Source organism: Proteus sp. ZN5 (genome assembly GCF_011046025.1).
GTDB lineage: Bacteria > Pseudomonadota > Gammaproteobacteria > Enterobacterales > Enterobacteriaceae > Proteus.
Map to the genome: position 1 here is coordinate 915730 of NZ_CP047639.1, position 21054 is coordinate 936783.

Sequence of the window (21054 nt, forward strand, 5' to 3'; positions counted from 1 at the left end):
TTTATTTTTATTGATAAGTTGAATTTATTTGTTGAAAGCGTAAATGTAATTAAAACTTTTTATTAGTGAATGAATAAACTTAATTGAAGGCACAAAATGATATCTAGCTCATCAAAAGGGACGTTATATGGCATTGTTGCTATTCTTCTTTGGAGCACCATTGTTGGCTTAATTCGTAATATTAGTGAGTATTTTGGTGCCGTAGGAGGGGCTGCACTGATTTATACCACAGGCACACTCTTTCTTATTTTGATCTTAGGTGTACCTAAGTTATCTCGCTTTCCTAAACGCTATCTCTTCTGGGGAGGGCTATTATTTGTCACTTATGAAGTGTGCTTATCTCTGGCTTTAGGATTTGCAACAGACCGAACACAAGCCATAGAGCTAGGAATGGTTAACTATTTATGGCCTAGTTTTACGTTAGCCCTTGCCGTAATACTTAATAAACAGCGATTCTCTATTTTACTGATTGTCGGATTATTATGTGCATTTAGTGGATTAGTTTGGGTTGTTAGTGGTGATAATCCGCTGACAATTGACGGTTTATGGAAGAATATTCAAAGTAATCCATTAAGTTATATATTGGCATTTTCAGGTGCCATTTTATGGGCGTTTTATAGTAATTTAACTCGCCTTATGTCTGGTGGGAATAACGGCATTGTGCCTTTTTTCCTATTAACGTCACTTGCCTTGTGGGGACAATACCTATTCTCAGCGCCCGTAGAGTGGATCGTTAATACAAAAAGTATCACGCTATTGTTAATAACCGGTGCCGCTATTGGGCTTGCGAATGCGGCTTGGACAATCGGTATGATCAGGGGCAATGTGACCTTATTAGCCACACTTTCTTATTTCACTCCCGTTATTTCTACTGCATTCTCATCAATATTATTGTCTACCGCGCTCTCTTTCTCATTTTGGCAAGGGGTAATGATGGTAACGGGTGGCTCTTTAATTTGCTGGTTATCAACTCGTCAAAAAACGATAAAGCCACTTAAAACGGCAAAATAATGCAAAATAGAGGGTTCTTAAGTTAAATATTGATGTAAATAGAGGTTATTGGCTCAATAAACTCGATTTAAAAAAAGAAGCATTTGTGTAAGTTGAAATTTTTTCACTATGCGATGAGAGAAATATCGGCTTATCTATACTCATCATATTCAATTTGTAGCTTTACTGATTAGTGACTTATTCACTTGTCGCCTAGCTGTATCTCGAATTATTTAGAGTATAAGTAATACTATAAGAACAAATGCAACAAAAAAGGAATTGCTATGAAACTTGAGACACTCTCTGTTCACGCGGGTTATTCACCTGATCCAACGACAAAAGCCGTTGCTGTACCTATTTATCAAACAACATCTTATGCATTTGATGATACGCAGCATGGTGCGGATCTCTTTGACTTAAAAGTGCCTGGTAATATTTATACCCGCATAATGAATCCAACCAATGACGTATTAGAAAAACGTGTTGCAGCATTAGAGGGCGGAATTGCGGCAGTTGCCGTAGCATCGGGTATGGCTGCTATCACTTATGCAATTCAAACTATTGCACAAGTGGGGGATAATATTGTTTCTGTCGCTAAGCTTTATGGCGGTACTTATAACTTAATGGCGCATACATTTCCTCGTATTGGTATTGAGGCACGCTTTGCTCCTCATGATGATATTGCTGCTCTTGAAGCGTTAATTGACGATAAAACAAAAGCGGTATTTTGTGAAACCATCACAAATCCAAGTGGAAATATTGTTGATATCCAAGCATTGGCCGATGTAGCTCATCGTCATGGTGTACCTTTAATTGTTGATAATACAGTTGCAACACCTTATTTATGTCGCCCTTTTGAACATGGTGCGGATATTATTATTCATTCTTTAACTAAATATATTGGCGGTCACGGTAATTCTATCGGAGGCATTGTTGTTGATTCCGGTAAATTCCCTTGGGCTGAGCATAAAGATCGTTTTGAGATATTGAATACACCTGATGTTTCTTATCATGGAGTAAATTATGTCGAGCATTTTGGTGCCGCAGCTTATATAGCAAGATGCCGCGTTGCGCCTTTGCGTGGAACGGGTGCAGCTCTATCACCTTTTAATGCATTCTTGATCCTACAAGGGCTAGAAACGCTGGCACTACGTATGGATCGTCATACTGAGAATGCCCAAAAAGTGGCAGAATATTTGCAAAATCACTCTCAAGTTGCATGGGTTAAATATGCGGGCTTAAGCAATCATCCTGAGCATGATTTAGCAGTACGTTATATGTCAGGTAAACCAGCGGGTATTCTCTCTTTTGGGATCAAAGGTGGCGCTGAAGCAGGTGCTAGATTTATTGATGCATTGCAATTAATTGTTCGTCTGGTGAATATTGGTGATGCTAAATCATTAGCGTGTCACCCAGCATCAACGACTCATCGCCAATTAAATGATGAAGAATTAGAACGTGCTGGTGTTTCACGAGATTTAATTCGTTTATCTATTGGTATTGAACATATTGACGATATTCTTGCAGATTTAGAGCAGGCATTAAAAGCCAGTATTTAAATAAAATTATCAATTTAAAACCTTCTTTATTTAAAGGAGGTTTTTTTATATTCAATTTTTTAATTCTATTTTTATCTAATTTATTATTTCAAATAAAATAATAGATCTTTAAATCTAAATTTGATAAAAATCAAGCTCAATCTACCTTTGGTTTTTAAATCTATTATTTAGATCAATCTTGTAAAATAATTTAATTTTTTAAATTAAATTTGATTAATAAATAAAGGAATGTGAAGTCAACTCCATTATTTACATATAATAAGCATCAGTCGAAATCAGATTGATTTCGATCAATAAGGAACATACCGACTGGTCGGTATCATCCTGTGCATGAATACAACTGCACATCACCGAAAAAAAGACCCTATCCGAGTTCAAGAGCAATTATTGGAAGCGGCAAGTATTATTGTGGCTAATGAAGGAATAGCCTCTCTTTCTTTAAATGCCGTAGCAAAAGAAGCGGGTGTAAGTAAAGGTGGTCTACTTCATCATTTCCCCGGAAAACTAGAATTAGTGCAGGCAGTATTTAAACGGCTATTAGGTATTATGGATAGTCGTATTGCAGTTATTATGGAAAATGATCCTATTGAAGCGGGACGTTTTTCTCGCGCATATTTAACTTATATTTCTGATTTAAAACAGTCAGACGAAAGTCGCCAATTAGCCATACTATCTTTAGCAATGCCAAACGAGCCTATTATGCGTAAATGCTGGCGAGATTGGATGTTAGATCATTTAGCCAAAGGCGATAAATTAGATAATAGTTATTTAGGTACATTAATTCGTTATGCCGCAGATGGTCTTTGGTTATCTGAATTAACAGAAGGCCCTACGATTTCACAAGAAGAACGTAGCGCATTAGTTGAAAGATTATCTGAGATGACATTTGACTATATGGCGAACACAGCAAATCAGTAATTTTAATCAGGATGAATGAGGGCACAATGAAATACAAAATAAATGCCTTAATTTATTACGACGCAACGGATGGCGCGATATCGTTAGAAAAAGAGAGTGTTGATACACATCTTTCTATTACCGCAAATGCGTTACTCTTTTATTTTATTCAGCATCCAGGTGTTGTTAATCGTGATGAAGTATTAAAACGTGTTTGGGATGATAATGGGCTGGTTTCATCAAACAGTAATTTAAACCAATATTTGAGTTTATTACGAAAAACATTTCGCCATTACGGTATTGAAAATATCATTGTCACTATTGCGAAAGGGCGATTAGAATTTAATCCGGATATTTCAGTTGAACTCATTGATGATTCAACGCTATTACCTTCAACTCAAATAAGTAAAGAAATACCTATTTTAGTTAAAGATGAAAACAAAGTAGCCGTTGAAACAACGACACCTTTATCTTTAACGCAAACACCTTTAGAGCCTACACAAGAAGAAGTACCGCAACAAAAACAGAAACCAGAAATTTGTTGGTATTTAGCCAGCATTGGGTTTCTATTAGGTGCAGTATTTCTTGCTGTGATCATCTTTTTTAATCAACATCAATCAAAGCCAATTTCACTGACTCCATTAACACATAATGATTGTGAATTACTTTCTAATGAAGCCATGATTAATTCTGCGGTAAGTGATAATTATGTTCGCAATTTTGACGCAGTAAGAAAGAAGCTTAATTTACAGTGTGTGAAAGGTGAGCGATTCGTTTTCTTCTATGGTGATAAATTACAAACAAATGGATTGGGGCGAGTGTTTTTAGCGCACTGTGCCAAGAACGAAGATAATCCATTTAGTTATTGCGACAATTACTTTTACTATTCTTGGAAATACTAATGAAAATCTCAGGGAAACTTTTATGTTTTTTATCGGCCCTGATTTTTATCTTGGTCGCTACTTATGCTGCAACAAGATTATTAACCATTAAAAATGAAGGTGTCATGGTTTGTTCAACCAAAGGCATTATGCGTTTTGAAAATATGGAAGATGAAAATGTAAATGGCAATATTCATTTTTCATTTGGTGCCAATGGTAAAGGATCAATTGTTGTTGAAGGCTATACCACCTCAAAAGCAGGATGGTTGTATTTACAACGCTATGTGAAATTTGATTATACGACCAAACGTGTTTCACCGACAGAACGCCACTATTTTGTTAGCCAATGGGATGCTAGTGCATCATCAATCGATGAATCTCCAGACGTTATTTTTGACTATTTTATGCGTGAAATGTCAGATAGCCATGATGGGTTATTTATTAATGCACAGAAGCTAAATGAAAAAACGTTACTATTAAGTTCGCTCAATTCACCGCTCTATATTTGTACCTTAAAACCGGGCAGTAAATTCGATTAATCGTCCTGATTATCTGATTCTATTTTTGCAAGGTGGCTTCTATATAGCCGCCTTTTTGTTTATCTCACACGCAATACATCCCATCCTTTTAATTAACTTTCTATTCTCACATAGCCTTAGGTTTAGCTCTTAGATTTAGCGCTTTGCTTATTGCGTAATTTGAATGGATTGTCTGCATGACTTTTTATAGCGTAAGAGGTGCTCACCTTTATTTTTTATACACCGCAGTGAAGGTTTAGATTTAATAAATACGTTATCAACAAAAAAATAGCACGATTTGTATATAGACTCGATTTAGCCTTTTTCAATTATTGATCTCGCATTGAAATATCAGTGATATCTCGCACATCTTTTCCTCCAATATGTACTGCATTTTTGCACCTTTTCAACATCCTCCTAACAAAGTTAATTTGCCTGTTTTCTAATCTATTTTTTGTGAAAGATAATAAATTTATAACGATGAAGAAAATAAATTAACAGCACAGACATGTAAATTGAGACATAAAAAACACTAAATTTCAGAGTTAAATTCTATATGTTTCCATATCATGGATTTATATTTTGTTTTTGTTTTTACGCGTTATAGTGATTTTGAAACCAACGTCTGCGTTTAAAAAATCACCACGCAGACACAATGGGCAAACGTAAACCGTTAAACGGCTTCTCGGAGGAAATGAAAATGGGTGATGCATTAGGTCTGATCGAAACCAAAGGTCTGGTGGCATGTATTGAAGCCGCTGACGCTATGTGTAAAGCCGCGAACGTTGAACTTATTGGCTATGAAAATGTAGGTTCAGGTCTCGTGACTGCGATGGTGAAAGGCGACGTAGGCGCAGTGAAAGCTGCAGTAGATTCAGGTGTGGAGTCAGCACAGCGCGTAGGTGAAGTTGTTACATCGCTCGTGATTGCTCGTCCTCACAATGACATCAACAAGATTGTTATCAAACACAAGGCATAGTTTCTGCCTTAGGAGAACGTATGGGTGATGCATTAGGACTTATTGAAACTCAAGGGCTGGTTGCTTGTATTGAAGCAGCTGACGCGATGTGTAAAGCGGCAAATGTTGAGTTAATCGGCTACGAAAATGTGGGTTCAGGTTTAGTTACTGCAATGGTGAAAGGTGATGTAGGTGCCGTTAAAGCCGCTGTGGAATCTGGCTTAGAAGCTGCTCAACGTGTTGGTACTGTTGTGACTTCATTAGTTATCGCTCGTCCACATAACGATATTCAAAAAATCGTTGCCCAGTACAAAGTGACTGAATAACGAAGGAAATAAATATGAAAGAAGCACTAGGTCTAGTTGAAACCAAAGGTCTTGTCGCTTGCATTGAAGCTGCTGATGCAATGTGCAAAGCAGCCAATGTTGAACTGATTGGTTATGAAAACGTCGGTTCAGGTTTAGTGACAGCAATGGTGAAAGGCGATGTCGGTGCAGTAAATGCAGCGGTTGAATCAGGTGTTGAAGCGGCAAAACGTATCGGCACTGTGGTGACTTCTCGTGTTATTGCAAGACCGCATAACGATATCGAGAAAATCGCACAACAGCACAAAGCCTGATTTTTCAGGCGTGCTGTAAAGCAAAGAAATAAGTTATTCAGCTAAATTTTTTAACTCCTGTATGGGGGAAGACATGGTTGCATTAGATAAAGATTTGCAATCCAGACAACTGGCTCGTGAGCTAGTTCGTAACGCGAAAAATGCACAACTTGTTTATGCTAAGTTTTCGCAGGAAAAAATCGACAGTATTGTAAAACACATTGCATTTGAAGCTGCTCGTCATGCAGAAGAGCTGGCAAAAATGGCGAACGAAGAAACAGGCTTTGGTAAGAGGGAAGACAAAGTTCTGAAAAATACCTTCGCGTCATTGCGTGTGTATGAACATATGAAAGACATGAAGACCGTTGGCATTATCAATGACGATAAAGTGAAAAAAGTCATGGATGTTGGCGTGCCTTTAGGTGTTATCACGGCGTTAGTTCCTTCAACTAACCCAACATCAACCATTATCTATAAAACCCTAATTGCACTGAAAGCGGGCAATGCGATTATTTTCTCTCCGCATCCAAATGCAAAACAGTGTAGTTTCCGTGCGTTAGAAATTGTTAAAAAAGCTGCACTAGAAGCCGGTGCGCCAGCAGGGATCGTTGATGGTGTGACATTACTAACACTGGAAGCGACAAAAGAATTAATGCACAGCAAAGATGTGTCATTAATTTTAGCGACGGGTGGCGAAGGTATGGTGCGTGCAGCTTATGCATCAGGCACACCGACAATCAGTGGTGGCCCAGGTAATGGCCCTGCCTTTATCGAACGTAGTGCTGATATCAAAAAAGCAGTTAGCGATATCATCACCAGTAAAACATTCGACAATGGGGTTATCTGTGCATCAGAGCAATCCATCATCGTTGAACGTTGCATTTATAACGAAGTTCACCGCGAGCTATTAGCGCAAGGTGCTTACTTTATGAATGACGAAGAAGCAACCAAAGTGGCTTCAATGTTACTGCGTGCTAACGGCACAATTAACCCTGCGGTTGTGGGTAAAGATGCGATTTATTTAAGTCAGCGTGCAGGTTTTAGCGTACCCGCAAATACGCGTGTATTAATCGCATTACAAGATACTGTTTCACCAAAAAATCCGTATTCACGTGAAAAACTATGCCCAATCTTAGGGATGTATATCGAAGAAGATTGGAAATCAGCGTGCGATCGCGTGGTGCAATTACTGACTAACGAAGGTTTAGGTCATACCTTAGTTATTCACACCAAAAATGAAGATGTTATTCGTCAATTCTCTTTAGAAAAACCTGTTAACCGTATTCTGATTAATACCCCTGCGGCATTAGGCGGTATCGGTGCAACAACCAATATTACTCCTGCACTTACTTTAGGTTGCGGTGCTGTTGGTGGTGGTTCTAGCTCTGACAACGTTGGCCCAATGAATCTACTGAATATTCGTAAAGTAGGTTATGGCGTGCGTACCGTTGAAGAGTTGAAACAACCTTGTCCTTTAGCACAAGAAGCTGCTCAACCTGCTGTTTCTGCTTGTGCTGTTTCTAGCGCAAATTACCAGACCAGCATTCTTGATGATGATCGTTTTCGTTCACCTTCTTTAACTCCTGTTCATGCTGAATGTGCAACTGCACAACGTCAAACTCAAGGTGATGATCGTTTTGGTGCATCTCCTTATGCAGCAACAACGGTTAGTGCTTGTGCGCAACAAGTGATTGAACAAGGTGATATTACCGAAGAAAACGTGGAACGCATTATCAAGGAAGTTCTCGGACGTCTGAGTAAATAACTCATTGATATAAGGCGATATAAACCATGATCCTCGCAAAGGTAATCGGACACGTAGTAGCGACACAAAAAAGCCCAGAACTTAAAGGTAGCAATTTATTAATGATAGCGACCTTAGATGATGAGCTTAAGCCACTGAAGAACAAAACGTATGTTGCAGTGGATAGTGTAGGTGCAGGTATCAACGATGTTGTGTTGGCTGAAGAATACTTCGCACTGAACAAAGAACGTTACAAAGCGATGTCAGTGGTTGCCATTGTTGAGAAGGTTTATCGGGACAGTAAGGAGTAATAACGACATGAGTGAGTTTCTGATAAAACCCAAAATTCAGTTTGGCACCAATGCACTGGATTTTCTTTCTGGGTTAACTGCCCGCCGCGCATTTGTGGTGACAGATAAAGCAATGGTGAAGTTTGGCTTTGCAAATAAAGTCACTGACAAGTTAATGCAACGGGGTATCGAGTTCCAAGTTTACGATGATGTTGCTTCAGATCCGGATATTTCAGCCATCGTAAGTGGTATGAAGATGATGGATGCGCATTATCCAGATTTGGTTATCGCACTCGGTGGTGGATCAGTGATTGATGCCGCGAAAGCCGTTATGTACTCCCTCTGGCATGCCCGTAAAGAGAGCAACAGAACAAAACCACAATTTATTGCTATCCCAACCACTAGCGGTACAGGCTCTGAAGTGACCTCTTTTTCAGTGATCAAATCACGCAGTGAAAAATTGGTCTTGGTTGATGAGTTTATGTTGCCTGATGTCGCCATTCTCGATCCTGAGTTGGTGAAATCTGTACCCCCTGCAATTACGGCAGATACAGGTATGGATGTCCTTTGTCATGCACTAGAAGCTTATGTTTCTAAAGCGGCATCTGATTTTTCTGATGCGATGGCAGAAAAAGCCGTCAAGTTAGTATTTGGTCATCTTATTGATTGCCACCATCAAGGTGACAACTTATCTGCTCGCGAAAAAATGCATAACGCATCTTGTATTGCAGGCATGGCATTTACTAACGCTTCGTTGGGTATTACTCACAGTCTTGCCCATGCATTAGGTGGTGTATTCCACGTACCTCACGGTCGTGCAAATGCGTTATTGATGACACATGTTGTCGCCTTTAACGCCAATCTTCATGGTGATTGTAATAGTGAAGCAGCAAAACGTTACGCCTATCTTGCTCAAAGCTTAGGACTTCCAGCTAACACAGTAAGAGAAGGGGTAACCAGTTTAATCGTCGCCATTAATGTATTGAAAGATGAAATGGGTATGCCGAAGAGTATTCGCGATACCGGTGTCAGTGAAGCGGACTTTTATGCCCGTTTAACGGAAATGGTCGGACAGGCTTTACGAGATAGTTGTACGCCGACAAATCCACGTGACGTGAACACACACCAATTAGAAACATTGTATCGTCAGGCATTTGCCGGTGTATCACACAGTTAATGCTCAACCGAATTAATACCGATTAGGTCAAGTAAAGAACATCAGGAGAGCCTCACATGGCCAAATATTCTTTGACGCCACGCGTAAAAATGCTGGCAGAACGTTTAGTTTCACGTAATAGCTCAATCAGTACAGAGCGTGCGACAATTTTTGATTCATTAGACAACAGCATTGCAGGTGTTCCACAAGCCATTAAACCTGCTCAACGTTTTTATGAGTTTATCCGCCATTTTCCAAGCTATATTGCACAAGATGAACTGATTATCGGCAGCCAGTCATCAACACCACGCGGTGCGATTTTCCATACCGAAGAAGAAGTGCGTAGCGACTCTATCTACCGTTTCTTAAGTATTAATAATAGCGTTGCATCACCTGATTATATGCTGGTGGTAAACCAAGGTTTCTTAGCCATTAAAGCGCAGCTTGAAGACAGAATTAGAAGCATTGGTAGTGCCGTAAATCGTAGCAGTATGGATGAGGCTAATTACTGTAAATCAGCTATTTATGCATGTGATGCAGCACTGTATTTTGCACAAATTCTGTCTGCAAAAGCAGAGAATTTAGCTGCAATGGAAGGTAACCCATACCGTAAAGCAGAATTATTAGATAGTGCAGCGGTATTACGTAAAGTACCTGCAAAACCAGCAGAAACCTTTAAAGAAGCGGTTCAAGTATTCTATTTATTGCAATTAGTCTTACATCTGGAAAATGGTAGCTATGCCATTAATCCAATGGGATTTGATAAAGCACTTTATCCATTCTATCAACGTGATCTCGACCAAGGTCGTTTAACACAAGCACAAGCGTATGAAATTGTTGAAAGTGTGTGGCTGAAATTAGCTGAGCTTTCAGAAGTGCGTGCAACCAAAGAAGTTGATGGTTATCCAATGTTTGATGCCATGACGCAAGGTGTTGATATCAACGATCCACGTGTCAGCATTAACGAATTATCAGAAATGTTGCTATCAGCTCGCACTAACTTGTCAACTTTACACAGTTCACTGCAAGTGCGTTTATACAATGGTCGTATGAATTCACAGCCTCAATACGCTGCGCCTTCTGCAAACGTTGTTGCACCAAGTGCTGATGCGGGTGAATTCAAAGTGATGGAAGGTTTAACGCCTCGCTTACAACGCTTACGTAATCGCTATTTAGAGGCTCGTCCAAGTGTCTCTATCTACCGAGCATTAGCATTTACTGAAATTGTCCGTAATAACCCAGGTTTACCACCGATTTTACTGCGCGCTAAAGCATTCCGTCGTGCATGTGAAACTGCACCTATCTTAATTCAAGATGAAGAACTGATTGTTGGACACCCTTGTGGAAAACCGCGTGCAGGTGCTTTCTCTCCTGATATCGCATGGCGTTGGGTTCGTGATGAACTTGATACCATGAGCACACGTCCACAAGATCCATTCCAAATTTCAGAGGAAGACAAAAAAGTCATTCGCGAAGAGATTGTTCCATTCTGGGAAGGTCGTTCTTTAGATGAAATTTGTGAAGCACAATACCGTGAAGCGGGTGTGTGGGAATTTAGTGGTGAAACTTTTGTCAGTGACCTTTCTTATCACCAAATCAATGGTGGTGGTGATACTTGCCCAGGTTATGACGTACTACTTTTCACCAAAGGTATGAACGGTATTAAAGCCGATGCGCAAGCAAAACTGGCTGAATTAAGCATGGAAAATCCTGCTGATATCGATCGTATCTACTTCTACAAAGCGTCTATTGAAAGCTGTGAAGGTGTGATTGCTTACGCCCATCGCATTGCGGAACATGCACGTGAATTAGCATCAAAAGAGAGTAATCCACAACGTCGTGAAGAGTTACTGACGATTGCTCAAGTTAACGAAAACGTACCTGCTAATCCACCAAAAACACTGCAAGAAGCACTGCAAAGTATCTGGACGGTTGAGTCACTGTTTGAAGTAGAAGAAAACCAAACAGGTCTTTCTTTAGGTCGTTTAGACCAATACTGCTTCCCAATGTATGAAAACGATATCAAATCAGGCAGTTTAACGCGTGAACAAGCATTGGAAATGATGCAAGCCTTTATCATCAAATGTGCTGAATTAATGTGGATGTCGAGTGAGTTAGGTGCGAAATATTTCGCAGGTTATCAACCATTTATCAACTTAACTATCGGTGGGCAAAAACGCTCTGGTGGCGATGCATGTAACGATTTAACTTACTTGATTATGGATGCAGTGCGCTTTGTGAAAGTGTATCAACCATCATTAGCATGTCGTATTCATAACCAATCACCACAGCAATATATGGAAAAAATCGTTGATGTAGTAAAAGCGGGTATGGGTTTCCCTGCCTGTCACTTCGATGATTCTCATATCAAGATGATGCTACGTAAAGGCTTCGACTTTGAAGATGCACGAGACTACTGCTTGATGGGTTGTGTTGAGCCACAAAAATCAGGTCGTATTTATCAATGGACATCAACAGGTTATACCCAATGGCCTATCGCAATTGAATTTGTATTAAACCGTGGCCGTATGGTGCTGTTTGATAGCTATCAAGGTTTAGACACTGGTGATTTACGAGATCTACGTACTTATGAAGATTTCGATCGCGCCGTAAAAGAACAAGTGGCACATATCGTTCGTTTATCCGCAATTGGTACTGTGATCAGTCAACGAGTTCACCGTGATGTAGCACCAAAACCATTAATGTCTCTGCTGGTTGAAGGCTGTATGGAACAAGGTAAAGACGTAACCGCGGGTGGTGCAATGGTGAACCATGGCCCAGGTCTGATCTTCTCCGGTTTAGCGACTTATGTGGACTCAATGGCTGCTATTCGCAAACTTGTTTATGAAGATAAAAAATACACCTTAGAACAAATTCGCGACGGCCTATTGGCGAATTTTGAAGGCCAAGAAGAGTTATTACGTGACTGCTTGAACGCACCGAAATTTGGTAACGATGATGATGTTGTTGACCAATATGCACTGGATATTACGGAATGGACTGAGCGTGAATGTCGTAAATACAAGATGCTCTACTCCACATTCAGTCACGGTACGCTGTCTATCTCTAACAATACGCCAATTGGTGAGTTAACTGCAGCCACACCAAATGGTCGCTTAGCATGGAAACCATTATCAGATGGTATCAGCCCAACACAAGGCGCTGATAAACATGGCCCAACTGCGATTATCAAATCAATCAGTAAGATGAATGTTGAAACTATGAACATCGGTATGGTTCATAACTTCAAATTCCTGAAAGGGTTGTTAGATACCAATGAAGGACGCCAAGGTTTAATTACTTTATTAAGAACGGCTTCAATTCTGGGTAACGGCCAGATGCAATTTAGCTATGTTGATAATGAAGTGCTGAAAAAAGCACAACTTGAGCCTGAAAAATACCGCGATTTGATTGTTCGCGTTGCAGGTTACAGTGCTTACTTCGTTGAATTATGTAAAGAAGTTCAGGATGAAATTATCAGTCGTACTGTGATTGAGAAATTCTAATCATAGCCATAGGGATGGCTCAGGCTATCCCTTTTAATCGACAAGACAAGATTTAAATTTATCGAACAGGGATGTTTGATGCAGATTTGGAGGCGTAAAGATGGAGACGGCGGCAGAAATAAGAGGGCGGATATTTAATATCCAGAAATACTCTATTTATGACGGTGATGGTATTCGTACTCTCGTTTTTTTAAAAGGCTGTAATATCCGCTGCCCTTGGTGTTCAAATCCAGAAGGTCTCAGCAGTGAATTTCAGGTGATGTACTCTCACGACAAATGCGTAGATTGCGGTAAATGCGTTGATGTTTGTCCTGCTGGTGTGCATTACATGACAACCAATGAAAGTGGCAAACAAGTTCATCGTGTTGATCGCGCTGTTGATTGTATTGGTTGTCGTAAATGTGAAGAAGTCTGTATCTCTGATGCCCTTGATATTATGGGAAAAGATGTTTCAGTCTCAGAGCTAATGAAAATCATCATGCAAGATTATGACTTTTACATCTCTTCAGGAGGTGGTGTCACAATCGGTGGCGGTGAAATGAGTTTACAAACTGATTTTGCGGTCGCGCTTTTACGAGAATGTAAAAAAATGATGATCAATACTGCAGTGGAAACACAAGCGACCACTAATGTGACGAATTATGAAAAATTAGCGGAAGTGGTTGATCAATTTCTGATTGATATCAAACACATTGATACCACTCAGCATAAAGCACTGTTTGGTATTGGTAATGAGAATGTTCGTCGTAACCTAGAACGTTTGATGGATCTCGGTGCAAATGTGGTGATCCGTATGCCTTTAGTACGAGGCTATAACGACTCTTATGACGCGATCACTGGGGCGATTAACTACGCAATGGAACTCTCAAAACGCGGCAATATTCAGCGTATCGATATTCTTCCTTATCACCAATTTGGGCGTAACAAATACGAAAAATTGGAAATGATCTACCCGATAAAAACCGACCCAAGTTATACGCCAGAAGAGTTAGACAGCTTAGAAGCCTTCTTTAAGAAATTTGATTTCGATATCCGTCTTGTCCGTCACTAAGTAGGAGAGAAAGATGAACAGTTTAGGTGTAATTGAAACGCGAGGATTAACCGCAGCTATTCAAGCCGCTGATGCAGCTTGTAAAGCGGCAAATGTAGAAATTATCGGATACCGAAAAGTGGGATCTGGTTTGGTATCAATCTGTTTTCAGGGAGAGATCAGTGCAGTAAGAACAGCAATTGATCATGGCGTTGATGTGGTGAGTCAAAAAGAGCTGGTGATTGGTTCATTGGTGATCGCAAGACCAGAGCCAAGCGTTATTACTAAACTGCTTACAGTTAAAGGTAAGAAAAAAGCCCCTATTGTCGCTGAAAAAGTGCAAGAGGCGGCTATTGAAAAAGTTGTTGAAACCACCGTTGAAACAGTCGTTGAGACAAGAGCTGAAGCTCCTGTTAAAAACAAAATTGAGCACATTGAAGTCACAAAAGAAGTTGCAGATTTGAAGACTCAAAATATTGCTTCTGAAACTAAAGCAGTAACAGATAAAGCACAAAGCAGTAAAAAAGAGATCAAACCAGAAAGCCGTAAAGGTAAAAAATAATGATTAATCAACAACTCATGGGAAAAATTCTCTCTCGCTTGCCCGTTCATGGAGTGATGTTGGGAGAAACGCAAGGAATGGCTATCCCTGTTGGTATTTCTAATCGTCATGTGCATCTTTCACAGCAAGATGTTGAAGCGTTATTTGGCAAAGGTTATCAACTCACCCCGTTTAAAGATCTTAAACAACCGGGTCAGTTTGCAGCAAAAGAGTGTGTGATGGTTGTGGGACCCAAAGGCTCGATCAGTAAAGTTCGAGTTTTAGGGCCGGTTCGTCCGCAAAGTCAGTTAGAAATCTCAAAAGCAGACTGTTTTGTATTAGGTGTAAAAGCACCAGTACGTGAATCAGGTGATTTAGTCGGTTCAGGTCAAGCTGTATTAATGGGGCCTGCGGGTCATGTTGAATTACAAGAGCAAGTGATCTGTGCTCAACGCCATATTCATATGAGTGAAATTGACGCCAGAATGTTAAATGTCACCAATGGGCAAAAAGTACACGTTAAAACAGAGGGTGAGCGTAGCCTGATTTTTGATGAAGTTGTTGTTCGTGTTAGTGAAAAATTCGCTCTGGAATTTCATATAGATACTGATGAAGCTAATGCTGCAGGGCTTCGTAACAACGATAGCGTATTTATTGTCAGCTAAGACAATGAGGTGACGTAATGGACAATCAGTTAATTGAAAGGATAGTGGCTGAAATAGAAAAAAGAATGAAAAAGTCAGTGTTGTTGGCACTTACACCTGCACCGGGATACCAAGATGAAATCTGTCAGCGTATCAACACTTTTTCTCATATTCGATTTTCTCTTTTTGTTACAACATCGGCACAAGTCAGTCATGATTTGTCGAAATGGCGTCATCTAGGGGAAATATATAATGCGAGCGAGTTCGATTGTCAGCAGTTATCGACTTACCACGCACTGTTTGTTCCTTATTTTGATAAAAAGCTGGTGGGTGAAATTATTAATGGATTATTTATAAGTGAAGAAGGAAAGCTAATTCATTCTGCACTTGCTCAAAATATTCCTGTTATTGCATTACCTTATTTTTGCCAACCAGAAAGTGAATTAAATGAGATTTTAGGTTTAAATAAAAATAAAGAGTACAACCTGCTTATTCAGGAAAATATTAGTCGATTAAAATCAATGGGTATTATGTTTCACTCTATAAATGATGTTGAAGCTAATTTAATAAACCATGATGTTAAGCATCAAGCTAAACCTGAATATAAACCTGAAATTAAACAAGAGAATAATAATCGCTATATTACTTTGAAAGAAGTAATGAATAAGCCTGGAGAATATCATTTATCGCAAGATAAATTGACGGATTCTGCTATTGAATATTTAAAAAGTTTAAAAAATTAATCTTAAATTATATCTGATAACTCAGGAGTCTTATTATGTCACCAAAAGCTAAATCATGGCTTTGGATGCTGGCGGTTATTATTTCAGAAACCTCAGCAACCTCTACTTTAAAAATGTTTGATAATAGCGAAGGAACAACCAAAACACTATTGTTAGGATTAATTGTTGTTTTATACGTTATTTGTTATTACTCATTATCACGAGCAGTTAAAAATATTCCTGTTGGTCTGGCTTATGCAACGTGGTCAGGTACAGGTATTTTAGTGGTTTCTTCTTTAGGTATGTTGTTTTATGGCCAACACCCTGATACTGCTGCAATGATTGGTATGGCTGTTATTGCTAGTGGTATTGTGATTATGAATCTCTTCTCAAAAATGGGTTCTGAAGAAGAGGAAGAAGAAACAACTGAAACCTCTAATATTAAACAAACTGCATCGCCAGTTAATAAGTAAGTCTATTTCTTGATAAATATTTTTTAATAAATCTATTTTTAATAATAGTTATTTTATTAAAACAAATAAGGATAACAATTATGTTTACCGGATTTTTATGGCTGGCGCTGTCTATTGGTTCTGAAATCACTGGTACATCAATGATTAAAAAGACCAATGGCTTTAGTAAATTAGCCCCTTCTGTTTTAGTTATTGCTGCTTACTGTATTTGTTATTTCGCCTTAACACGCGCAATGGGATATATTCCTGTGGGTGTGGCGTATTCACTGTGGTGTGGATTTGGTATTGTCGGTGTGACCTTGGTTGCGATGATTTTATATAAGCAAAAACCAGATTTACCAGCCATATTCTCTATGGCATTGATTATCTCTGGTGGGATAATTATGAATACATTCTCTACTATGTAGTTGCATATTAATTATTTTTAATAGAAACACTGAGTGTTAGATGAAATAGACTCAGTGTTTTTATTTTTTGAAATATAAAAATCACAATATGATATTTTTATAAAATGATTTCAGTTAACGATTTTATTTCAAAACGATTCTGAGTTTATCTTGATAACTTTAAAGATAAAATCCCCATTGCATTCACAATGGGGATTGGTTTACGACATTACTGTTTATTATTTATCTAAATTTAAAGATGAAATACACGACCTTCACCAGTAGGTAATTCAATCGTTAAGCTAAGTTTACCGCCTAAAGCTTCAACATAGCGTTTTAATGTTGCCAGTTTTAGATCGTTACCTCTTTGCTCGATTTGGGTAATCGCAGGTTGAGAAATCCCTAGGTGAGTAGCAAGTTCTCTTTGTGAAATATTTAACTCTTCTCGTAAGATTTGTAGTTCTGTTTCTAGTATCAATTCATCAGCCATTTTTTTTATACGCTCTTGGCTTTCAGGAGAACGTTCAGCGATAGCTTGTTGAAGTGTTTTCATTGTCTTCTCTTATTGATAAAAGATATGAGGTAAATTCTCGATCCGCTATATGGATCATCGTTTGGTAAAATTTCTTATTGTTATTTTTATTTCCTGCGCACAGTACAACGGCTTTTCTAGTTGAGTCAAACGCAAAAAATATTCGGATAGGCTTCCCTATGTGTTGTATCCGGAGCTCTTTCATATTGGGATATTTTGAACCTTTAATGTTATCAGCATGGGGTCTTGGTAACCTAGGTCCATAAACCTCTAGATTCTGTAAGGCTGCTAAAATTCGTTCTTGTAGCTCGCTACTTTGTTCTGATAACCAAGAATCGAAATTATTTGTAAATAATACATTCCACACAGTTCACCTCATATAAGTTATAGCTTATTTTTAGGGTAATAAGCTACAGCTTATATTTCAATACTCGTCAGAGTAGCAAGGTAGTGTTTATTTTTCAAAGTATTCCTATTAATAAATAAAATCCCCATTGCATTCACAATGGGGATTGGTTTACGACATTACTGCTTTTTATTTTTTAGTTTTACTGCTCACTAACTTGCTGTAACTGTTTTTGACGCTCAGTTTGAGCGCTGATTTGATGGTTTCTAGCCAAGAAACTGTACATTGTTGGTAACACAAACAAGGTAAATAGCGTGCCGACTAACATACCAGACACAATAATCAATCCTAATCCATAGCGACTATTCGCACCTGCACCACTGGCAAATAACAGAGGAATAAGGCCGATAACCATTGCTGCTGTTGTCATTAAAACAGGGCGTAATCGAATTTTTGCAGCTTCAATAATGGCATCCCGACGGTTTAGATTTTTATGAACTTGTAATTCATTAGCGAATTCCACCATTAAAATACCGTGCTTACTAATAAGTCCGATTAGTGTGACTAAACCAATTTGAGTGTAAATATTTAGTGTCACCATCCCTAAAGCGAGAGGGACTAATGCACCGCAAATTGATAGTGGTACAGTAATTAAGATAATCAAAGGATCAACCAAGCTTTCATACTGTGCAGCTAACACTAAATAAATAATGATAAGTGCTGCAATAAAAGCAAAGACTAGCGTATTTCCTTCTTGAGTGAATTGGCGAGAATCAGATTGCCAATCATGACTAAAACCGGCTGGTAATGAATCTGCTACAGTTTCAAGAAACGCGACTGCTTGTCCCATAGTGACACCAGGCGCGGGGATCGCTTGAAATATGGCAGCATTTTGTTGATTAAACTGTGTCAGTTTATTAGGTTCAACTTGAGTCGTGATATTCACAACTGTAGATAATGGGATCAACACGTTATCTTGAGTGCGAATATAGTGCCCAGCAAGAGCTGCAGGCGTTAAACGTTGGTGACGTACACTCTGTGGAATAACATCATAAGAGCGACCATCCATACCAAAACGATTGATATAGTGTTCACCGACTAATAATGAAAGTGATTCACCAATATCCTGCATGCGAATACCTAAACTATTGGCCTTAGCTCTGTCTATGGCAACTTGAACGACAGGATTGTTGTAATCTAAATCGCTATCCACCACGACAAACAAACCACTTTCTCTCGCTTGCTGTTTAATGTTTTCCATTGTTTCAAATAAAACGGGATAACCTAACGGGCTACGTAAAACCATTTGCACCGGTAATCCACCTACCGAGCCAGGTAAAGAGGCTAATTGGAAAGCAAAAATACTAGTACCTTCAACATTATTGACGCGGTTTTGTAAGTCAGCTTGAATTTGATCCGCATTGCGATCGCGGAGATCCCAACCATCAAAGTTAATACCACCAAAGCTGGCTGAAGGTCCGTCTGTACCGTTAATTATCCACGTGCTGTCTGTTTCTGGCAGACTCATATAAATTTCATCAAGCTTCTGATTAAAGCGTTCAGCATAAGCAAGATTTGCATGTTGCAGTGCTTTTACGGCAGTTAAGACACTCGCCTGATCTTCTGAAGGTGCTAGCTCTTGTTTTGTCTGGCTATATAAAAACGGTAAGCTAACAAACACGGCTAAGGCAAAAACAACGGTTAACCAGCGATTAGCTAAAGAAAAATTAAGTACATAACCATAATAATGAGCCAGTTTATCAAAGACATATTCGGCGATTTTAGCCATTCTGCCTTCATTTTCTTTTGGTTTTAGCATTAACGAGCTCATCACTGGTGATAAGGTTAATGCCACAATACCGGATACAATCACACTACCAGCCAATGTTATGGCGAATTCTTTAAATAATGCACCTGTTAATCCAGCCATTAAACCAATAGGGGCATAAACAGCAGCTAAAGTGATTGTCATTGCAATAACAGGGCCAGCCACTTCTCTCGCCCCCACTAAAGCAGCTTGAACTGGCGATAACCCCTCTTCAATATGGCGATGCACATTTTCAACAACAACTATCGCATCATCTACAACTAATCCAATGGCTAAAACCATTGCCAGCAAAGTGAGCAAGTTAATACTAAAACCAAAAGCAAGCATTAAACCAGCAGCACCTAACATCGATAATGGAATGGCAAGCACAGGAATAAGAACAGAGCGGAATGATCCCAAACAGAGATAAATAACCGCAATAACAATTAAAATAGCTTCAATTAAGGTTTGTACGACTTGGTTAATAGAGGCTTTGATAAAACGTGAAGTTTCAAATGCCAGCTCTACATCGACACTAGGGGGTAAGGTTTTTTGAATATCAACAAGATGTTCACGAATGCCATCAACAATGACTAATGGATTCCCCGTTGGTGTCGGAAACAGACCTAAGAATACGGCTTTTTTGCCATTCATAATACCGCTGGTTTCAGTAGCCGCAGCTCCTAATTCGACAGTACCGACATCACGTAAACGAACAAGATTATTGCCATCATTAATGATAACCATGTCTTTAAATTCTTCGACATTAGTGAGATCAGTATTGACATAAACGTTGGCAATCACAAACTCGCCTTCGACTTTCCCAGGGGCGGCTTGGTAGTTATTACGGCGTACTGCATTTGCAACATCGCTTGCCGTTAAGTTACGGCCAGCCAGTTTGTCTGCATCTAACCATAAACGCATCGCTAATTGTTGCCCACCAAAAACCTGTACTTTAGCAACACCATTGATGGATGAGAAAATCGGTTCCACAACACGAGAAAGGTAGTCAGTGAGTTCAGGGATAGAAAGCTGTTCACTTGAAAATCCGACATAAGCCACCGCAGTAGATTCGCCAGATGAAAGCTCGATAACGGGATCATAAGCTTGTTCAGGTAACTTATAACGTACTTGATTCACCTTCGCCATTACCTGCGTTAAGGCTTGAGTTGGATCGCGGTTTAATTCCATTCTGACGGTGACTAAGCTTTTCCCTTGAACAGAAGAAGAGGAAATATAATCAACGCCCTCAACAGAGGAAACGGCTTGAGTGATCGGTTGTGTTACAAATCCTTGCATCAGTTCAGATGATGCTCCGGGATAGTCTGTTGCAATCGTAATAGTGGAGTTTTGCAACATAGGGTACTGGCGAATTGGCAGTTTACTGAACGCAAATGCGCCCAGTAAAAAAATCAGTGTGCTAACAACTAATGCCAAAACAGGGCGCCGAACAAAAATATCGGTAAACTTCATTAT

21 protein-coding genes are annotated in these 21054 nt (G+C 39.2%); 18 read left to right on the top strand and 3 right to left on the bottom strand.

From position 1 onward, the window contains the following. The first annotated feature begins 96 nt into the window (after positions 1-96). From yddG to GTK47_RS04265, 18 genes are all read left to right on the top strand, one after another. Entirely contained in the window at positions 97-1011 is a 915-nt protein-coding gene (gene yddG, locus GTK47_RS04180; RefSeq protein WP_165122245.1) for an aromatic amino acid DMT transporter YddG, read from the top strand. Positions 1012-1274: 263 nt separating this feature from the next. Then, the gene (locus tag GTK47_RS04185; RefSeq protein WP_165122246.1) at positions 1275-2549 is read left to right on the top strand and encodes a bifunctional O-acetylhomoserine aminocarboxypropyltransferase/cysteine synthase; all 1275 of its coding nucleotides are present in this window, start codon (positions 1275-1277) and stop codon (positions 2547-2549) included. Between the two features lie 330 nt (positions 2550-2879). Continuing rightward, the gene (locus GTK47_RS04190) at positions 2880-3467 is read left to right on the top strand and encodes a TetR/AcrR family transcriptional regulator (protein WP_072069149.1); all 588 of its coding nucleotides are present in this window, start codon (positions 2880-2882) and stop codon (positions 3465-3467) included. A gap of 26 nt (positions 3468-3493) precedes the next feature. Beyond that, entirely contained in the window at positions 3494-4348 is an 855-nt protein-coding gene (locus GTK47_RS04195; RefSeq protein ID WP_165122247.1) for a winged helix family transcriptional regulator, read from the top strand. After that, complete coding sequence (locus tag GTK47_RS04200; protein ID WP_006536331.1) at positions 4348-4866, top strand: FidL-like protein; 519 nt, start codon at positions 4348-4350, stop codon at positions 4864-4866. The genes GTK47_RS04195 and GTK47_RS04200 overlap by 1 nt, the downstream gene beginning before the upstream one ends. Before the next feature lie 679 nt (positions 4867-5545). After that, on the top strand, positions 5546-5824 hold the full coding sequence (locus tag GTK47_RS04205; RefSeq protein ID WP_004249182.1) for a BMC domain-containing protein: 279 nt from the start codon (positions 5546-5548) through the stop codon (positions 5822-5824). A gap of 20 nt (positions 5825-5844) precedes the next feature. Then, positions 5845-6129 carry a BMC domain-containing protein gene (locus GTK47_RS04210; protein ID WP_006536329.1) on the top strand — a complete coding sequence of 95 codons (285 nt, stop codon included), beginning with the start codon at positions 5845-5847 and terminating at the stop codon, positions 6127-6129. Positions 6130-6143: 14 nt separating this feature from the next. Beyond that, positions 6144-6422, top strand: coding sequence for a BMC domain-containing protein (locus GTK47_RS04215; protein WP_006536328.1), 279 nt, complete (start codon positions 6144-6146; stop codon positions 6420-6422). Between the two features lie 73 nt (positions 6423-6495). After that, the gene (locus GTK47_RS04220; RefSeq protein WP_165122248.1) at positions 6496-8166 is read left to right on the top strand and encodes an acetaldehyde dehydrogenase (acetylating); all 1671 of its coding nucleotides are present in this window, start codon (positions 6496-6498) and stop codon (positions 8164-8166) included. A gap of 26 nt (positions 8167-8192) precedes the next feature. Further along, a complete protein-coding gene (locus tag GTK47_RS04225; RefSeq protein ID WP_036934514.1) occupies positions 8193-8456 on the top strand; it encodes a EutN/CcmL family microcompartment protein in 264 nt (87 codons plus the stop codon). Between the two features lie 7 nt (positions 8457-8463). Then, the gene (locus GTK47_RS04230; protein WP_109394836.1) at positions 8464-9612 is read left to right on the top strand and encodes a 1-propanol dehydrogenase PduQ; all 1149 of its coding nucleotides are present in this window, start codon (positions 8464-8466) and stop codon (positions 9610-9612) included. 56 nt (positions 9613-9668) lie between these two features. Then, complete coding sequence (gene cutC / locus GTK47_RS04235) at positions 9669-13097, top strand: choline trimethylamine-lyase (RefSeq protein ID WP_165122249.1); 3429 nt, start codon at positions 9669-9671, stop codon at positions 13095-13097. Between the two features lie 100 nt (positions 13098-13197). Next, complete coding sequence (gene cutD, locus GTK47_RS04240; RefSeq protein ID WP_165122250.1) at positions 13198-14148, top strand: choline TMA-lyase-activating enzyme; 951 nt, start codon at positions 13198-13200, stop codon at positions 14146-14148. A gap of 13 nt (positions 14149-14161) precedes the next feature. After that, positions 14162-14689 (top strand): BMC domain-containing protein, encoded by a 528-nt coding sequence (locus GTK47_RS04245; protein ID WP_165122251.1) that lies wholly within the window; start codon positions 14162-14164, stop codon positions 14687-14689. Continuing rightward, positions 14689-15333 (top strand): phosphate propanoyltransferase, encoded by a 645-nt coding sequence (locus GTK47_RS04250; protein ID WP_109394843.1) that lies wholly within the window; start codon positions 14689-14691, stop codon positions 15331-15333. Before GTK47_RS04245 ends, GTK47_RS04250 begins: the two co-directional genes overlap by 1 nt. A 17-nt stretch (positions 15334-15350) precedes the next feature. Then, a complete protein-coding gene (locus GTK47_RS04255) occupies positions 15351-16055 on the top strand; it encodes a hypothetical protein (protein ID WP_165122252.1) in 705 nt (234 codons plus the stop codon). A 35-nt stretch (positions 16056-16090) separates the two neighbouring features. After that, positions 16091-16507, top strand: coding sequence for a multidrug efflux SMR transporter (locus GTK47_RS04260; RefSeq protein ID WP_088494450.1), 417 nt, complete (start codon positions 16091-16093; stop codon positions 16505-16507). A gap of 80 nt (positions 16508-16587) precedes the next feature. Further along, positions 16588-16914: a multidrug efflux SMR transporter gene (locus GTK47_RS04265; protein ID WP_004245856.1), complete on the top strand. Its 327-nt coding sequence runs from the start codon at positions 16588-16590 to the stop codon at positions 16912-16914. Positions 16915-17146: 232 nt separating this feature from the next. Here GTK47_RS04265 and GTK47_RS04270 read toward each other — a convergent pair whose 3' ends face one another. From GTK47_RS04270 to GTK47_RS04280, 3 genes are all read right to left on the bottom strand, one after another. After that, positions 17147-17446 carry a helix-turn-helix domain-containing protein gene (locus tag GTK47_RS04270; protein WP_165122253.1) on the bottom strand — a complete coding sequence of 100 codons (300 nt, stop codon included), beginning with the start codon at positions 17444-17446 and terminating at the stop codon, positions 17147-17149. Next, positions 17418-17792 carry a type II toxin-antitoxin system RelE/ParE family toxin gene (locus GTK47_RS04275; protein WP_165122254.1) on the bottom strand — a complete coding sequence of 125 codons (375 nt, stop codon included), beginning with the start codon at positions 17790-17792 and terminating at the stop codon, positions 17418-17420. Before GTK47_RS04275 ends, GTK47_RS04270 begins: the two co-directional genes overlap by 29 nt. A gap of 181 nt (positions 17793-17973) precedes the next feature. Further along, on the bottom strand, positions 17974-21051 hold the full coding sequence (locus tag GTK47_RS04280; RefSeq protein ID WP_165122255.1) for a MexW/MexI family multidrug efflux RND transporter permease subunit: 3078 nt from the start codon (positions 21049-21051) through the stop codon (positions 17974-17976). Between the last annotated feature and the right edge of the window lie 3 nt (positions 21052-21054).

Excerpts from the sequence above, each read along its gene's own strand:
- cutD (WP_165122250.1), top strand. The coding sequence starts at position 13,198 with ATGGAGACGGCGGCAGAAATAAGAGGGCGGATATTTAATATCCAGAAA.
- GTK47_RS04210 (WP_006536329.1), top strand. The coding sequence starts at position 5,845 with ATGGGTGATGCATTAGGACTTATTGAAACTCAAGGGCTGGTTGCTTGT.
- cutC (WP_165122249.1), top strand. The coding sequence starts at position 9,669 with ATGGCCAAATATTCTTTGACGCCACGCGTAAAAATGCTGGCAGAACGT.
- GTK47_RS04200 (WP_006536331.1), top strand. The coding sequence starts at position 4,348 with ATGAAAATCTCAGGGAAACTTTTATGTTTTTTATCGGCCCTGATTTTT.
- GTK47_RS04225 (WP_036934514.1), top strand. The coding sequence starts at position 8,193 with ATGATCCTCGCAAAGGTAATCGGACACGTAGTAGCGACACAAAAAAGC.
- GTK47_RS04230 (WP_109394836.1), top strand. The coding sequence starts at position 8,464 with ATGAGTGAGTTTCTGATAAAACCCAAAATTCAGTTTGGCACCAATGCA.
- GTK47_RS04205 (WP_004249182.1), top strand. The coding sequence starts at position 5,546 with ATGGGTGATGCATTAGGTCTGATCGAAACCAAAGGTCTGGTGGCATGT.
- GTK47_RS04220 (WP_165122248.1), top strand. The coding sequence starts at position 6,496 with ATGGTTGCATTAGATAAAGATTTGCAATCCAGACAACTGGCTCGTGAG.
- GTK47_RS04270 (WP_165122253.1), bottom strand. The coding sequence starts at position 17,446 with ATGAAAACACTTCAACAAGCTATCGCTGAACGTTCTCCTGAAAGCCAA.
- GTK47_RS04265 (WP_004245856.1), top strand. The coding sequence starts at position 16,588 with ATGTTTACCGGATTTTTATGGCTGGCGCTGTCTATTGGTTCTGAAATC.
- GTK47_RS04250 (WP_109394843.1), top strand. The coding sequence starts at position 14,689 with ATGATTAATCAACAACTCATGGGAAAAATTCTCTCTCGCTTGCCCGTT.
- GTK47_RS04255 (WP_165122252.1), top strand. The coding sequence starts at position 15,351 with ATGGACAATCAGTTAATTGAAAGGATAGTGGCTGAAATAGAAAAAAGA.
- GTK47_RS04245 (WP_165122251.1), top strand. The coding sequence starts at position 14,162 with ATGAACAGTTTAGGTGTAATTGAAACGCGAGGATTAACCGCAGCTATT.
- GTK47_RS04280 (WP_165122255.1), bottom strand. The coding sequence starts at position 21,051 with ATGAAGTTTACCGATATTTTTGTTCGGCGCCCTGTTTTGGCATTAGTT.
- GTK47_RS04215 (WP_006536328.1), top strand. The coding sequence starts at position 6,144 with ATGAAAGAAGCACTAGGTCTAGTTGAAACCAAAGGTCTTGTCGCTTGC.
- GTK47_RS04195 (WP_165122247.1), top strand. The coding sequence starts at position 3,494 with ATGAAATACAAAATAAATGCCTTAATTTATTACGACGCAACGGATGGC.
- GTK47_RS04185 (WP_165122246.1), top strand. The coding sequence starts at position 1,275 with ATGAAACTTGAGACACTCTCTGTTCACGCGGGTTATTCACCTGATCCA.
- yddG (WP_165122245.1), top strand. The coding sequence starts at position 97 with ATGATATCTAGCTCATCAAAAGGGACGTTATATGGCATTGTTGCTATT.
- GTK47_RS04190 (WP_072069149.1), top strand. The coding sequence starts at position 2,880 with ATGAATACAACTGCACATCACCGAAAAAAAGACCCTATCCGAGTTCAA.
- GTK47_RS04260 (WP_088494450.1), top strand. The coding sequence starts at position 16,091 with ATGTCACCAAAAGCTAAATCATGGCTTTGGATGCTGGCGGTTATTATT.